The sequence below is a fragment of the Enterobacter sp. BIDMC109 genome, from assembly GCF_001037885.1.
Classification (GTDB): domain Bacteria; phylum Pseudomonadota; class Gammaproteobacteria; order Enterobacterales; family Enterobacteriaceae; genus Enterobacter; species Enterobacter hormaechei_C.
On record NZ_KQ090002.1, the window covers coordinates 4,309,343 to 4,324,382 of the forward strand.

13 protein-coding genes and 1 pseudogene are annotated in these 15,040 nt (G+C 52.7%); 11 read left to right on the plus strand and 3 right to left on the minus strand.

Annotation, left to right across the window (positions count from 1 at the left end; genetic code table 11):
* The first annotated feature begins 7 nt into the window (after nt 1–7).
* Nucleotides 8–922 carry a hypothetical protein gene (locus SK62_RS20295; protein ID WP_015570028.1) on the plus strand — a complete coding sequence of 305 codons (915 nt, stop codon included), beginning with the start codon at nt 8–10 and terminating at the stop codon, nt 920–922.
* A 28-nt stretch (nt 923–950) separates the two neighbouring features.
* Here SK62_RS20295 and tdh read toward each other — a convergent pair whose 3' ends face one another.
* Both tdh and kbl read right to left on the minus strand, forming a co-directional pair.
* A complete protein-coding gene (tdh, locus tag SK62_RS20300) occupies nt 951–1,979 on the minus strand; it encodes an L-threonine 3-dehydrogenase (RefSeq protein ID WP_017383610.1) in 1,029 nt (342 codons plus the stop codon).
* A 9-nt stretch (nt 1,980–1,988) separates the two neighbouring features.
* The gene (kbl, locus tag SK62_RS20305; protein ID WP_015570030.1) at nt 1,989–3,185 is read right to left on the minus strand and encodes a glycine C-acetyltransferase; all 1,197 of its coding nucleotides are present in this window, start codon (nt 3,183–3,185) and stop codon (nt 1,989–1,991) included.
* A 213-nt stretch (nt 3,186–3,398) separates the two neighbouring features.
* Between kbl and rfaD the strand changes: the two genes are divergently transcribed.
* From rfaD to SK62_RS20335, 6 genes and pseudogenes are all read left to right on the plus strand, one after another.
* On the plus strand, nt 3,399–4,331 hold the full coding sequence (gene rfaD / locus SK62_RS20310) for an ADP-glyceromanno-heptose 6-epimerase (RefSeq protein ID WP_003860858.1): 933 nt from the start codon (nt 3,399–3,401) through the stop codon (nt 4,329–4,331).
* 2 nt (nt 4,332–4,333) lie between these two features.
* Entirely contained in the window at nt 4,334–5,380 is a 1,047-nt protein-coding gene (gene rfaF / locus SK62_RS20315; protein WP_047718495.1) for an ADP-heptose--LPS heptosyltransferase RfaF, read from the plus strand.
* A 3-nt stretch (nt 5,381–5,383) separates the two neighbouring features.
* A complete protein-coding gene (rfaC, locus tag SK62_RS20320; RefSeq protein ID WP_047718493.1) occupies nt 5,384–6,367 on the plus strand; it encodes a lipopolysaccharide heptosyltransferase RfaC in 984 nt (327 codons plus the stop codon).
* A gap of 3 nt (nt 6,368–6,370) precedes the next feature.
* Nucleotides 6,371–7,480, plus strand: a pseudogene (locus SK62_RS20325) (glycosyltransferase family 9 protein).
* 5 nt (nt 7,481–7,485) lie between these two features.
* Complete coding sequence (locus SK62_RS20330; protein WP_039269343.1) at nt 7,486–8,385, plus strand: glycosyltransferase family 2 protein; 900 nt, start codon at nt 7,486–7,488, stop codon at nt 8,383–8,385.
* Complete coding sequence (locus tag SK62_RS20335) at nt 8,373–9,584, plus strand: O-antigen ligase family protein (RefSeq protein ID WP_039269344.1); 1,212 nt, start codon at nt 8,373–8,375, stop codon at nt 9,582–9,584. Before SK62_RS20330 ends, SK62_RS20335 begins: the two co-directional genes overlap by 13 nt.
* A 26-nt stretch (nt 9,585–9,610) precedes the next feature.
* On the opposite strand, the gene SK62_RS20340 is transcribed toward SK62_RS20335, so the two are convergent.
* Nucleotides 9,611–10,564 (minus strand): polysaccharide deacetylase family protein, encoded by a 954-nt coding sequence (locus SK62_RS20340; protein WP_047718489.1) that lies wholly within the window; start codon nt 10,562–10,564, stop codon nt 9,611–9,613.
* 150 nt (nt 10,565–10,714) lie between these two features.
* Between SK62_RS20340 and rfaQ the strand changes: the two genes are divergently transcribed.
* Genes rfaQ through SK62_RS20360 form a run of 4 tightly spaced genes read left to right on the plus strand, consistent with a single transcriptional unit; the run spans nt 10,715 to nt 15,013 of the window.
* Nucleotides 10,715–11,785, plus strand: a complete 1,071-nt coding sequence (rfaQ, locus tag SK62_RS20345; RefSeq protein ID WP_015570035.1) for a putative lipopolysaccharide heptosyltransferase III — start codon at nt 10,715–10,717, stop codon at nt 11,783–11,785.
* Entirely contained in the window at nt 11,782–12,909 is a 1,128-nt protein-coding gene (locus SK62_RS20350; protein ID WP_015570036.1) for a glycosyltransferase family 4 protein, read from the plus strand. Before rfaQ ends, SK62_RS20350 begins: the two co-directional genes overlap by 4 nt.
* Nucleotides 12,910–12,911: 2 nt before the next feature.
* Entirely contained in the window at nt 12,912–14,012 is a 1,101-nt protein-coding gene (locus SK62_RS20355) for a glycosyltransferase (RefSeq protein ID WP_017693963.1), read from the plus strand.
* A gap of 11 nt (nt 14,013–14,023) precedes the next feature.
* Entirely contained in the window at nt 14,024–15,013 is a 990-nt protein-coding gene (locus SK62_RS20360; RefSeq protein WP_017693964.1) for a glycosyltransferase, read from the plus strand.
* Nucleotides 15,014–15,040 lie beyond the last annotated feature (27 nt).

Consider the following 15,040-nt stretch of genomic DNA (forward strand, 5'->3'; position numbering starts at 1 on the left):
GAAGAACATGTTTAAATTCCTGAATGCTCGCTACCGCCACATTACCGGGCGTCATAACATTCCTTACGCTTCCCTTCCGGTCACGCGCGATCTCGTTGCGGTGGATTCCATTGTGATCCCGTGTACGGGCGCGGATTTCGTCGAAGAGGCGTTATTGTCAGCGACCTTTGCAGAGCGTTATGCCACCGACGTCAGCGAGATTGTTATCGTCAGCGATCAGCCTGAATCCGCTTTCGGTGAGCTGCCGCCAAAAACCCGCGTTGTTACCCTCACGCTTCCAAAACGTGAAGAAGGTTACCGCTATAAGCAGATCTACCTCAGTCGTCTGGTGAAGCTTAACGCTCCGTTGCAGGCGCGCGGTGAAGGTGTGCTGATGATCGACTCCGATCTCAACCTGCTTAAAATGCCAGAGATCAACATGGCGGATATGCACATCTACTCCAGCTTCCGTCAGGGCAAAATGATTGCCAAGCTGGACGGCGCGCCAGCGGAGAAAGTGCCGGCATATTACAAAGAAACGGTGCGTCCGTATCTGGTCGATCACGTTAACGGCGCGTTTCTTGCCGCCACCAAAAAGACCTGGCGCCGTATCTGCCCGCTGTGGCTGACGCTGTTCCAGGATACCTGGGAGCTGATGGACGACACGCAGCCGCCGACCGATCAGCTGCCGCTCGCTGCGCTGCTGGACATGCTGGATGTAAAAACGGTTAACCTCGGTGACTGGATGAACTGGCCGGTCTCCAAGAAGATCGGCGGTCAGGAAGCCGTTGTGCCGAAAGAGGTGATTGGCGCGCACGGTGGTTTCCCGCTTTCCGAATGGCAGAAGTATCTGGAATCGCCGGATAACAAACTGCTGTTCAAAGGCCAGGATTACACCCGCAAGGTGCGTTACCTGACGGACGAAGAGAAAAAGAATCAGTAAAAAAAAGGGGCCGCTGGCCCCTTTTTAATTACTTATCCCAGCTCAGGATCACTTTCCCTGACTGGCCGGACCGCATTGCGTCAAAGCCCTGCTGGAACTCATCGATGGAGAAACGGTGAGTGATAATCGGGGACAGATCCAGACCGGACTGGATCAGCGCGGCCATCTTGTACCAGGTTTCGAACATCTCACGGCCATAGATGCCCTTAATGAACAGCCCCTTGAAGATGACTTTGTTCCAGTCAATGGACATATCTGACGGCGGAATACCCAGCATCGCGATACGGCCACCGTGGTTCATGGTGTCGAGCATGGTGCGGAACGCCGGTGGCGCGCCGGACATCTCCAGACCCACGTCAAAGCCTTCGGTCATGCCCAGCTCTTCCATCACATCGGTCAGGCTCTCTTTCGAGACATCCACCGCGCGGGTGACGCCCATTTTGCGCGCCAGCGACAGGCGGTATTCGTTCACGTCGGTGATCACCACGTTGCGCGCACCCACATGCTTCGCCACGGCTGCCGCCATAATGCCGATGGGGCCCGCGCCGGAAACCAGCACGTCTTCACCCACCAGGTCGAAGGAGAGCGCCGTGTGTACCGCGTTGCCGAACGGGTCGAAGATGGAGGCCAGATCGTCAGAGATATTGTCCGGGATTTTGAACGCGTTAAACGCCGGGATCACCAGGTATTCCGCGAAGCAGCCCGGACGGTTCACGCCCACGCCGACGGTGTTGCGGCACAGGTGGGTACGCCCACCGCGACAGTTACGGCAGTGACCGCAGGTAATGTGGCCTTCACCGGAGACGCGATCGCCAATGTTGAAGCCTTTTACTTCCTGGCCGATACCCACCACTTCGCCGACATATTCGTGACCGACAACCATCGGTACCGGAATGGTTTTCTGTGACCACTGGTCCCAGTTGTAGATGTGAACGTCAGTACCGCAGATGGCGGTTTTACGAATTTTGATCAGCAGATCGTTATGACCGACTTCCGGCTCCGGCACGTCGGTCATCCAAATCCCTTCTTCCGCTTTCAGTTTGGATAACGCTTTCATCATACGTCCTCAGGCAATGACGCCCAGCTGTTTGCCGATGCGGGTAAAGGCTTCCACCGCACGTTCAATTTGTTCAGGCGAGTGCGCCGCAGACATCTGGGTGCGGATACGCGCCTGACCTTTTGGTACCACCGGGAAGAAGAACCCGGTCACGTAAATCCCTTCTTTCTGAAGCTCACGAGCAAATTTCTGCGCGACAACCGCGTCGCCCAGCATCACCGGAATGATCGCGTGATCGGCACCGGCCAGGGTGAATCCTGCGGCACTCATTTTTTCACGGAACAGGCGGGCGTTAGCCCACAGGCGGTCGCGCAGCTCAGCCCCGGATTCCACCATCTCCAGCACTTTAATGGAGGCAGCCACAATCGCCGGCGCCAGGGAGTTGGAGAACAGATACGGGCGGGAGCGCTGGCGCAGCCACTCGACCACCTCTTTACGCGCGGCGGTGTAGCCGCCAGACGCGCCGCCGAGCGCTTTGCCCAGCGTACCGGTGATGATATCCACGCGGCCCATTACGTCGCAGTATTCGTGGGAGCCACGACCGTTTTCGCCGACAAAACCGACCGCGTGAGAGTCATCCACCATCACCAGCGCGTCGTATTTATCCGCCAGATCGCACACGCCCTTCAGGTTGGCGATCACACCGTCCATGGAGAACACGCCGTCGGTGGCGATCAGGACGTGGCGAGCCCCCGCTTCACGGGCCTCTTTCAGGCGCGCTTCCAGCTCCACCATGTCGTTGTTGGCGTAGCGGAAACGCTTCGCTTTGCACAGGCGTACGCCGTCGATGATGGAGGCGTGGTTCAGGGCGTCGGAGATAATCGCGTCTTCTGCGCCGAGCAGGGTCTCAAACAGACCGCCGTTAGCGTCGAAGCAGGAGGAGTACAGAATCGCGTCTTCCATTCCGAGGAAGTTCGCCAGCTTTTGCTCAAGCTGCTTGTGGCTGTCCTGCGTACCGCAGATAAAGCGAACGGAGGCCATACCGAAACCGTGGGTGTCCATGCCGTTTTTCGCCGCGGCAATTAGCTCAGGGTGATTCGCAAGACCTAAATAGTTGTTCGCGCAAAAGTTGATCACATGGCTGCCGTCGGCAACGGTGATGTCCGCCTGCTGGGCAGACGTGATAATACGCTCTTCTTTGAACAACCCTTCCGCACGTGCGGTGTCGAGGTCGCTGTTTAACTGTTTGTAAAAATCACCACGCATTGCAATTCTCCAGACTCGGCAAATTTTGGCACATATTACCCAAACCAATAGTTCATGACGAGATGACGCAGTATCTCTTCTCGTTTTTGCAGCATAAATCACGCGTACCCCTGCTGCATATCGGTGAATGGCTGAAGCCTGAGCATTGTGATGATATGATAAAGAGATTAGCGTTCGGGATATTCCCCGACTCATACTTCAAAGGTTACAGTTATGATCATCGTTACTGGCGGCGCGGGCTTTATCGGCAGCAATATTGTTAAGGCCCTCAATGACAAAGGCATCACCGACATTCTGGTGGTGGACAACCTGAAAGACGGCACCAAGTTCGTGAACCTGGTGGATCTGAACATCGCTGACTACATGGATAAAGAAGACTTCCTTATCCAGATTATGGCGGGTGAAGAGTTCGGCGAGATCGAAGCCATCTTCCACGAAGGTGCGTGCTCCTCCACCACCGAGTGGGACGGCAAGTACATGATGGATAACAACTATCAGTACTCCAAAGAGCTCCTGCACTACTGCCTGGAGCGTGAAATTCCGTTCCTGTACGCCTCTTCCGCGGCAACTTACGGTGGGCGCACTTCAGATTTCATCGAATCCCGCGAATATGAGCAGCCGCTGAACGTTTACGGTTACTCCAAGTTCCTGTTTGATGAGTACGTACGTCAGATCCTGCCAGAAGCGAACTCGCAGATTGTCGGCTTCCGCTACTTCAACGTCTACGGGCCGCGCGAAGGCCACAAAGGCAGCATGGCGAGCGTGGCGTTCCACCTGAACACCCAGTTAAATAACGGCGAAAGCCCGAAACTGTTCGAAGGCAGCGACGGCTTCAAGCGTGACTTCGTCTACGTGGGCGATGTGGCGGCAGTAAACCTGTGGTTCCTGGAAAATGGCGTGTCCGGCATTTTCAACCTGGGCACCGGCCGCGCGGAATCCTTCCAGGCGGTGGCAGACGCGACGCTGGCGTACCATAAGAAAGGCAGCATCGAGTACATTCCGTTCCCGGATAAGCTGAAAGGCCGCTACCAGGCATTCACCCAGGCGGACCTGACTAACCTGCGCGCCGCAGGCTACGACAAGCCGTTCAAGACCGTTGCCGAAGGCGTAACGGAATATATGGCCTGGCTGAACCGCGACGCATAAGCATGAAAATTCTGGTGATCGGCCCGTCATGGGTGGGCGACATGATGATGTCGCAAAGTCTCTATCGCACGCTCAAGGCGCGTTATCCCCAGGCGATAATCGACGTGATGGCACCCGCATGGTGCCGTCCGCTGTTATCGCGTATGCCGGAAGTGAACGAGGCGATCCCGATGCCGCTCGGACACGGCGCGCTGGAAATCGGTGAACGCCGCAAACTCGGCCACAGCCTGCGCGAGAAACGCTATGACCGCGCGTACGTGCTGCCTAACTCCTTCAAATCCGCCCTTGTGCCCTTCTTTGCGGGCATCCCGCACCGTACCGGCTGGCGCGGTGAAATGCGCTACGGCCTGCTGAACGACGCCCGGGTGCTGGATAAAGAGGCCTGGCCGCTGATGGTGGAGCGCTACGTGGCGCTGGCCTACGACAAAGGCGTGATGCGCAGCGCGAAAGATCTGCCGCAGCCGCTGCTGTGGCCGCAGCTCCAGGTAAGCGATGGGGAGAAATCCCACACCTGCAACGCATTTGGCATTTCGTCCGAACGCCCGATGATTGGGTTCTGCCCTGGCGCAGAATTCGGTCCGGCAAAACGCTGGCCGCACTATCACTATGCAGAGCTGGCGAAACAGCTTATCGATGAAGGCTATCAGATTGTGCTGTTTGGCTCGGCGAAAGATCATGAGGCGGGCAATGAAATTCTCGCCACGCTGAGCACCGAGCAACAGGCATGGTGCCGCAACCTGGCCGGGGAAACGCAGCTCGAGCAGGCGGTTATCCTCATTGCCGCCTGTAAGGCCGTGGTCAGTAACGACTCTGGCCTGATGCACGTCGCCGCCGCGCTGGACCGCCCGCTGGTCGCGCTGTATGGCCCAAGCAGCCCGGACTTCACGCCGCCGCTGTCGCACAAGGCGCGCGTGATCCGTTTGATCACCGGCTACCACAAGGTGCGCAAAGGCGATGCCGCAGAAGGTTACCATCAGAGCCTGATCGACATTACCCCGCTGCGTGTTCTCGAAGAACTCAACGCACTGCTGTTGAGTGAAGAAGGATAACGGATGCGGGTATTGATCGTTAAAACCTCCTCAATGGGTGATGTTCTGCATACGCTGCCGTCGCTGACGGACGCCATGCGGGCCATTCCCGGCATCCGTTTTGACTGGGTGGTGGAAGAAGGCTTCGCGCAGATCCCCACCTGGCATGAAGCGGTTGATCGCGTGATCCCGGTGGCCATTCGCCGCTGGCGCAAAGCGTGGTTCTCCGCACCGATTAAAGCCGAACGCAAAGCCTTCCGCGAAGCGGTGCAGGCCCGGCGTTACGACGCGATCGTCGACGCCCAGGGGCTGGTGAAAAGCGCCGCGCTGGTCACGCGTCTGGCGCACGGCGTAAAGCACGGCATGGACTGGCAAACCGCCCGCGAACCGCTGGCGAGCCTGTTCTATAACCGTCGCCACCATATTGCGAAGCAGCAGCACGCCGTGGAACGTACCCGCGAGCTGTTCGCTAAGAGTCTCGACTATGCAAAACCCGACCTCCAGGGTGACTACGCCATCGCACAGCATTTTCTGCACGAAACGGACAAGGATATCGCGCCCTATCTGGTCTTCCTGCATGCCACAACGCGCGACGATAAGCACTGGCCGGAAACGCACTGGAGAAGGCTGATTGAACTAATGCAACCTTGCGGTATCCATATTAAACTCCCGTGGGGCGCTGAACATGAGCGGCAGCGAGCGGAACGTCTGGCAGCAGGTTTTTCCCACGTCGAGGTGTTACCCAAACTCACGCTGGCGCAGGTTGCCGCACAGCTGGCGGGCGCTAACGCCGTCGTTTCTGTGGATACAGGGTTAAGCCATTTAACCGCCGCACTGGATCGTCCTAATATCACGATTTTCGGCCCGACCGATCCGGGGTTGATCGGGGGTTACGGTAAAAACCAGCATCAGATGGTCAGCCCTACGCAACAAACGAAGGATATTAGCGCAGATGCTATTTTTTCATTTTTACAGGGCAGCCATCGGCTTTCCAACAGGGATATTTAACCCATGAGTTATGTATTTCTGCTGATTTTACTCTTTCCGGTGAAACTCATCCGGAAGCTGTTTCGAAAGGACACGGGCAAGAACCTTGTCATTCAGACAGCCAAAATCGGTGACTTTATTAATGCGACGCCTCTTCTGGCATATCTGCAAAAAAGCGATGTGTTGATCAGTCGCAGCGTTGGCGCGCTGGCGAAGCATGATGAGACTATTGAGCAGATCTATTTTATTGAGCAGCATAAGCGCAACCTGTGGCGTAAACTGTGCTTCGCGTGCAGGATCATGAACCGCTACGACAACGTCTACCTGCTACAGCCCAACAGCGTGAACCTCTTTTTTGCCGCCGTCTGCAATGCCAAAAACAAACAATTTTTAAGCATTTACACGCGCAGGTGGTATCACGGGATTTTCTATCTCGCGGCCGACGGTACCGTTGAGCATGGCAAAAAAACGCTTTCGGTGACGAACTACCTGAAACTGGCCGACCGCTCGCTCACGTGGCAAGACTCTCCCAAGCACGCCACAAAGCCACTCTTCAAGCCGACGGCCTAGCCGGCCATTCTTGATAAACCTGGCGTTATCCGCATCGGCATCAGTATTGCGGCGGGCAATAAAGCCAAAACCGTCCCTCCGGTTATCTGGAAGCGGATTGTTGATCAACTCGCTGATTTACCCTGCGAGTTTTATGTCTTCGGCGCGCCAAACGAACAGTCGTGGATGGACGATATCACCCGTCTTTACGGTGAAATCCCCAATTTTATCAATCTTATTGGCAAAATTTCGCTGGAAGAGCTTCCCTGGGCCATTTCTAAGATGGACTGCTATATCGCGTCTGACTCGGGGAATGTCTACATCGCAGACGCCGTCGGCGTGCCGGTGGTCCTGCTGTTTGGACCGTGTTGTCACTATGAACAGCGTCCGCTTGGCAATGTGATGCTGATCGGGAATGACGATAACATTTGTTCTTATGTGTTTGAAACGCGCTATTACTTCCCGCAAGAACGGGAAGCGCTATTCTCTGTCACTGACTCCGCGTTACACGATCTTCAGCAGTTTATCCGTACATTACCAAAAGCCCGCTCACTGGCTAGCGCTACCGACGCTCAAGGAAACTAATTTTTATGGCTTTTTTAAGCGTCATTATTGCTGCGCATAACGCTGAAGCTACGCTGCACGCCACGCTTTCAAGCCTGCTGGCAGCAACCGATCAGGATACTGAAGTCATTATTTTCAATGACAGTTCTGAGGATGCCACGCAGGCAATAATTGAAGAGTGGTCGCCGAAATTTCCTCAGATCATAACGCGCACCGTGAACTTTCGTAACGTTGGCCGGGTAAGAAACAGCGCTGTCGCACTGGCATCGGGTGAGTATATTACGATGCTCGACAGTGACGATTGCTTAAAGCCTGGCAGCCTCAGGGACGCAATGGCCTACCTGAAAGCGCAACGTCCGGATATGTTACTGACACGTTTGCTTGAGATTCGCGATCCCCGGAGAATGACTTCAGACTGGCAGGGATTTAATCCTGTGCCATTGTCACAACATGAAGCAATTGCTCGTTTCTTACGTCATAAAGACTTTCAGGCACATCTCATTGGCCAGTTTATTCATCGTAGTCTTTACGAGAAAAATCCCATACCTCCGATGTTATGTTATGAGGATTTCGCTGTCTTCCCGGGAATGTTGATGCAATCGAGCAAAATAGCCTATCAACGCCAGGGGCATTATTATTACATCAAGCGTCGCGACAGTTTGTCGAGCAGTCTGGACGCCAGTAAAATTTCAACGCTTGTCGAATGCACGTTACAGATGGAAAGAACATTTCCGTCACGCTACAAACATCTCGTCAATTGCCACTGGTTTGATATTTACAGCAACCATCGGAAATATCTTACAGGTCAGCAGCTCAAAACCGTTAAGTCACGAGTAACAGCACTTTATTCTTTATCATTTTTCTTATCCAGCGATGTTCGCTTCAGCTATAAAAAAAGGGTTATTGAGGCATTATGGAAAAAATAAAGTTAAAAACTTACCAGTTAACACTCGCATTGAGCCTTATCTCTTTAGCTCTTGTCCTTGTTAATTCAGGGAAACAACGAGAGTTTTTCTATATTGCAATATATGCAAGTATCTTGGGTTTGGTGTTTGAGTATAAAAAAATCTCCTGGCATCCTTTTAGTATCGCCTATCCTATTATGCTGGTAGGATTACTTAACCTTATTTGGTATGTCACTTATGAATTGCATAATGAGGGATTAAACGCATACAGTGATTATCTTGGATCGAGTAAAAAATTAATTCTGGCAAGCCTTTTGATTTTTTACCTTGACCGTTTCAAAAATTATGTAACAAAAGATAATTTTGTGAAATACTTCTTAATTAGTACAGCTGTAGGTTATACCCTTGCCACAGCTTATGGCTTTTATCAGGCTGTACAAGGTATTAATCGCGTAGAGATGGCTATAAACCGTCCAACTATCGCAGCGTATGTATATTCTGTTCTATCATTAGCCTTTGTTTACAGCTTATACCTAAAGAAGAATGTGAAATTATACCTTCTGGCAGGCGTCGTAGTCCTGATATCTTTCTTCGTGATTCTTTTGACTGCCACGCGTGCCGCCATGGGCCTTTACCTGTTAATGGCTATTATTCTTACACTTTATCATTTCCGAAAAATTCACCTTAAATCATTAATGATTTTTTTATGCATCGTTACAGGGATCATAGCCGTAAGCTATAAACCATTGATTTCTCCTAAAATTCAACAAACAGTGACTGAGATAACTAAATATCAGAAAGGGTATGATGCAACTTCTCTGGGGGCTCGTTTTTCGATGTGGAACGTGGGTCTTATGACTGGCATTGCGCATCCACTGGGACAGTCTATTGAAAGCAGGGAATCATGGGTTCGAAATTATGTCGCAAATGGACATCAACATGTTGCAGCAGCGCTCGGTTACATTCGAATTCATTTGCACAATGAATTTATTGAAAAATATTCACTGCAAGGCATTCCTGGACTGCTAATTTTATGCTTCTTTTTTATTTCGATAATAGCTTACTCTATTAGAAGTAAAAACGGTTTGCTGCTGACGTCGATGCTTCTTTTGCTTTTGTATGGACTGACGGATGTCATACTGCTCAGTTCAGAGGCCTTAATCTTCTTTATGATTTTGTTTGCGCTAAGTACACCTTTCACACAAACAAAGCAGCAATAACAAATATGCCCGCCTGGCGGGCATAACTATTTTTTGTACTTGTAAAACTCCGCCAGCGTCATCCCCACGGTCTTATCTGATAACCAGGTAAAGAGCTGCTCCAGATCCTGATACAGCCCCTCAATCGCGGCCTCGTCTTTAAAAGTAGGGCTCCCGCCAGGCATAAATTCCGACGAATGCAGCATGAATTCCACGTAGTCATTCCCCTGAGCCAGGCACTGCTGCGCAACCTTAATCATCTCCGCCGCATTTCCTCCGGACGGACGTAACCAGTTAACTGACGGAGAACGGTATTTACCGCGCAGACGATCATAACCCTGCTTCAGGGAATTCAGCCATGCCGGGTGTTTATACTGGATGCTCATCGGCACTTCGAGGAGAGGGCTGTTTCCCGGCCGGGAAATGTCGTCTACGTCCAAAAAGTAGGCACGATCGGGAAAATGCTGGTAATTCGTTCCGCCATTACCCTGCGGGGCACCTTTCGCGTTGCGCCAGTTCACGCGCGGCGTAACGGAACAATCTACCTGATACCCCAGCTCAATCAGCAACTGGGCGTAACGGCTGTCGAATGCCCAGCGCCCGGCGCGATGGCTGAGCATTTTTGTCTGGAAAGTCTCTTCCAGTAAGCGGGTCATGAAGAGCACTTTCTCACGCATGACCTCGTCTGAAAACTCAATCAGATAAGGCTGCCAGCGCCAGTCATCACCGGTCAGATCGTGCTCCGGAGGGCTATTCCAGGCATGGAGATGCATTCCCACCTCAGCCTGGCCGCGGGCTATGACCTCTTTCGCGAACTCAATGAATACCGGTTCGACTGCCATCTCGTAGTTGGTCAGCCAGACGGGCTTAAAGCCGAAGCGTTCACAAAGCGCCTGAAACCGCGCCAGGTAGCGCGCGTTTTCCGTTTTGATCACCCGGTGGTTCTGCCAGAGATTATCCCCTTCGGTATCGATCGTGATGATAAACGCTGGTTTTTTCATAATGAGCCCGCAAGACAAAATAGTTAGCGCTATGTTACGCACGCCCGAAAGCAGGAGTAAACCCTTCCAGGGAAATTCCTGACATTATGGAGAAAGAGTGCAAGTCGTTACCAGGTCTATTAGAATTGCCAATAGTACAACGCCGATAAGATGATGATGAATAACTTACCTGACACGCCTGATTTGCGCATTTTACTGATCAAACTTCGCCATCATGGTGACATGTTACTCACCACCCCCGTCATCAATTCATTACGCCAGAAATGGCCTGAAGCCCAAATCGACGTGCTTCTCTATGAAGAGACGCGAGACATGCTCGCCGCGCATCCGGCAATCAGGACGATCTATGGTATCGATCGTAAATGGAAGCAGCTGGGGACGCTGAAGCACCTGCAAAAAGAGTGGCAGTTGCTTCGTGCTTTACGCGCTCAGCATTATCATCTGGTGATCAATCTTGCCGATCAGTGGCGCAGCGCGATTGTTACCCGCTTCACCGGTGCACCGATTCGGCTCGGGTTCGCTTTTAACAAGCGCAATAATGCCTTCTGGCGTTTTTGTCACAGTGAACTGGTCTCGGTCGCCAGCCATCAGTCGTTGCACACCGTTGAACAAAATCTCTCCATACTGTCAGCGCTGCCGGTAATGGCCAACCCTACCGTGACCATGGCTTACAGCGCGGATGACTGGCGCCATGCTCACCAAAAGCTGTCGCAAAAGGGCGTGGGAGACCGCTACATCGTTATTCAACCCACTTCACGCTGGTTCTTTAAGTGCTGGGATGAAGGCAAAATGGCGCAAACTATCGCCGCGTTGCAGCAGGACGGCCACACTATCGTCCTCACGGCGGGACCGGATAAGAAAGAGCTGGCGATGATTGACCGCATTCTTGCCGCCTCCCCGCAGACGGGTGTTGTATCACTGGCAGGCCAGTTAACCCTGCGCCAACTGGCCTCGCTAATCGATCACGCGATCCTGTTCATTGGCGTTGACTCCGTACCCATGCACATGGCCGCCGCCCTTCAGACGCCCTGCGTGGCGCTGTTTGGCCCGTCAAAATTGACGTTCTGGTCGCCATGGCAGGTTAACGGAGAGGTCATCTGGGCAGGTAACTACGGCCCGCTTCCCAACCCTGACGCCATTGATACAAAAACGACGGAACGTTATCTCGACGCCATCCCCGTTGATGCTGTCGTCTCCGCCGCAAGGAGATACCTGCAATGAAGCTTCATCGTCTGGCCATTGTGCGCCAAAAATATCGTCCGGATGGGGGAGCAGAACGTTTTGTCTCCAGGGCACTTACCGCGCTGAGCAATCAAAATCTTGAGCTCAACGTCATCACCCGCGAGTGGCAGGGCGAAAAGCAGGACGACTGGCATATTCATATTTGCGATCCCCGAAAGTGGGGCCGCATCAGCCGTGAGCGCGGCTTTGCACACGCCGCGCGCGCGCTGTGGCAGCAACAGCAGTTTGATATTGTCCAGAGCCACGAACGTATTCCGGGCTGCGATATTTACCGCGCCGGGGATGGTGTACATCGACGCTGGCTGCTACAGCGTACGCGTATTCTCCCCGCCTGGCGCGCGAAGCTGCTTATGCACGATCGCTATCACCGCTACGTGATGCACGCAGAACGTGAAATGTACCAGGCTCCCGAGTTGAAAGCCGTTATCTGTAATGCGGAGATGATCAAGCGCGAAATCGTCGAAGACTTTGATATTGACGCAAAAAAGATACATGTGATTTATAATTCAATAGATTCCAGCCGCTTCGTTCCGGCAGAAGAGAGGCAACGCGCTGTACTGCGTCAGCAATTTGGCTTACCCGCTGATGCCGTCATTTTCTGCTTCGTGGGTTCAGGGTTTGAACGTAAGGGGCTGGCAAGCGCTATTCGGGCTATAGCAGGAACCTCGGCGTGGCTGGTTGTGGTCGGTCAGGATAAAGCGGAAAGCCGTTATCGCGACCTCGCCCGTTCATTAGGCTGTGAGGGGCAAATCCGTTTCCTGGGGATGCAAAAAGAGACGCTGCCGTTTTATCAGCTTTCTGATGGTTTACTGCTGCCGACGCTGTATGATCCTTTCCCTAACGTCATACTTGAAGCAATGGCCTGTGGATTGCCCGTCATTACGTCAGAGAGTTGCGGTGGTTCAGAATTTATTGAGCAAGGCCAGAACGGGTTTTACTGTGATGCACTTGATATCCACACATTGAAGGAGGCCGTCATGTCCATCCCTTCACTGGAAAAAAATAACAATATGGGGCTTGCGGCGCGTGAACGCGTCAGAGAAGCAACCCCTGAAAAACTATCAAGTCAGCTTATTTCGCTTTATCAAAAATTACTGGATTAATAATGCGCATCCTAATGATTATTGATGGTTTACCCGGTGGAGGAGCCGAAAAAACGGTTCTCACCCTCTCCAGCGGACTGACAGAACTGGGGCATCAGGTCACCCTTTTCTCCTTACGGAAGGTGTGCGACTACGCCATTCCGGAAGGCATCGATTTTCAGGTTGTGCAGGATACCTGTAAAAAACCCTGGCGGAAGCTGACCGAGATCCCGCGTCGCGCCCGTTTGCTGGATCGCGCCATCGAGCAGGCAGAACGCAGCGGTAAATTTGACGTCGTGTTCTCACATCTGCATAAAACCGACCGTATCGTGGCGCACAGCCGCGTGCTGGATCGGGATAAGGTCTGGTTCTGCGTACACGGGATGTTCTCCTTCTCCTATTTGCGCCATCGCAGCGGGCTTTCTCGCTGGTTTAAGCATTATAAAATTCGTCATACCTATGAAAACCGCAACGTGGTGGCGGTTTCTGGCGCCGTGCTGCACGATCTGTCTGAAGTACTCGCGATCCCCCTGCGGCGCAAAGCGGTTATCCATAACCCCTTTGATATCCCTGAAATTCAGCGTCTGGCGGAAGCGCCCTTTGAGATGCAGGGGCAGGATTACATTATCCATGTTGGCCGTTTTCATGAACACAAACGTCACGACAGGCTGCTGCGGGCGTTCGCGCTGAGCAAGATCGACGCATCGCTGGTGTTGATGGGCAAAGGTTCTGACGCGAAAATAAATCAGCTCAAACAGCTTGCCGCTAAGCTGGGAATTGAAAACAAGATCGTCTTCCGCCCGTTCGAAACCAACCCCTACCCGTGGATCAAAGGGGCACGCCTTTTAGTGTTAAGTTCCGACTGCGAAGGTTTTGGTAATGTACTGGTAGAGTCCATTATCTGTCAGACCCCACCGGTGAGTACAAACTGCCCTGGCGGCCCTGCTGAGATCCTTACTGGCCCCCTGGCGCGTGGTCTGACAGCGTTAACCGACGAATCACTGGCGAAAACACTGGCAGAACTGTATGCCTCTCCGCCGGTTGTTGATCGCGAAACGATCGCATCGTTCGGTATCAACGCCATTTGCCAGCAATACATTGCTTTGGTCGACAACCAAAAATAATCAGGTTTCATATGCAAAATTCAGCGCCTTTATTAAGCGTGGTGGTGGCCGTTTATAACGGTGAAGCTTTTCTCGATCAGTTCTTTACCTGCCTTGTAAATCAACACATCGACAGTATGGAAGTCATCATCGTGAATGACGGTTCCACTGACCGCTCGATGCAGATTGTCGAAAAATGGCGCGAAAAGCTGCCACAGATGCAGGTTATTGAACAACCTAATCAGGGCGTGTCCATCGCGCGTAATACTGGCCTGGCCGTTGCGACCGGGCAGTATCTCTCTTTCCCGGATATTGATGATGTCTTCAAACCCGGCATGTACCAGCGTCTGCTGGATATGGCCGTCACGCAGAACCTGGATGTCGCCACCTGCAATGGCAACTACGTCTGGGAAAATAACAAAAAACCGTCTCGCCCTATCTTCCCTGAAGATAAGCTCGCCTCAACGGGCGTCATGAATGGCGCGGCATGGTTAAAAAAGGCGCTGGATTCACGTAAGTTCCTGCATGTGACCTGGCTGAATATCTATCGTCACGATTTTATTCGTCAGCACGGCTTCCGTTTCGAGCCAAGCCTGCGCCATCAGGATATCCCGTGGACGACTGAGGTGCTGCTTGCCGCGGAACGCGTTCAGTACACCAGCGAACGCTTTTACGACTACTACATTCACTCCGCCTCGGTATCGCACACCCCGGATAATGACGACACGCTGATTCGCTCTGCGCGCCATTATATGAAGATCCTGAAGATGCTTGATGCCATTAACCAGCGCTACCCGGATAAAGTGAAAAATATCCCGGCCTGTTACTGGCAAATCGCTAAAGAGGGTCTGGGAATTATTCATACCTTCGACAACATGAAGGATGAGGCGAAGAAATCAATGATAATCAAAGAGTTCTTCGACACCGGGATCTGGAAGCTCATCTGGAAAAGTGCCAAAAGCCCGCGTTTGCGCTGGCGCCTGGGCCGGCGCTACTTCCGTTTAAAACGGTATCTGGCATAAGAGATAGCTTTAGCACGCTTAAATGCT

Coding starts and splice junctions, on each gene's coding strand:
- SK62_RS20335 (WP_039269344.1), top strand. CDS start 8,373: ATGGAAAAAATAAAGTTAAAAACTTACCAGTTAACACTCGCATTGAGC.
- SK62_RS20295 (WP_015570028.1), top strand. CDS start 8: ATGTTTAAATTCCTGAATGCTCGCTACCGCCACATTACCGGGCGTCAT.
- kbl (WP_015570030.1), bottom strand. CDS start 3,185: ATGCGTGGTGATTTTTACAAACAGTTAAACAGCGACCTCGACACCGCA.
- rfaQ (WP_015570035.1), top strand. CDS start 10,715: ATGATGATGAATAACTTACCTGACACGCCTGATTTGCGCATTTTACTG.
- rfaC (WP_047718493.1), top strand. CDS start 5,384: ATGCGGGTATTGATCGTTAAAACCTCCTCAATGGGTGATGTTCTGCAT.
- SK62_RS20355 (WP_017693963.1), top strand. CDS start 12,912: ATGCGCATCCTAATGATTATTGATGGTTTACCCGGTGGAGGAGCCGAA.
- SK62_RS20330 (WP_039269343.1), top strand. CDS start 7,486: ATGGCTTTTTTAAGCGTCATTATTGCTGCGCATAACGCTGAAGCTACG.
- SK62_RS20360 (WP_017693964.1), top strand. CDS start 14,024: ATGCAAAATTCAGCGCCTTTATTAAGCGTGGTGGTGGCCGTTTATAAC.
- tdh (WP_017383610.1), bottom strand. CDS start 1,979: ATGAAAGCGTTATCCAAACTGAAAGCGGAAGAAGGGATTTGGATGACC.
- SK62_RS20350 (WP_015570036.1), top strand. CDS start 11,782: ATGAAGCTTCATCGTCTGGCCATTGTGCGCCAAAAATATCGTCCGGAT.
- SK62_RS20340 (WP_047718489.1), bottom strand. CDS start 10,564: ATGAAAAAACCAGCGTTTATCATCACGATCGATACCGAAGGGGATAAT.
- rfaF (WP_047718495.1), top strand. CDS start 4,334: ATGAAAATTCTGGTGATCGGCCCGTCATGGGTGGGCGACATGATGATG.
- rfaD (WP_003860858.1), top strand. CDS start 3,399: ATGATCATCGTTACTGGCGGCGCGGGCTTTATCGGCAGCAATATTGTT.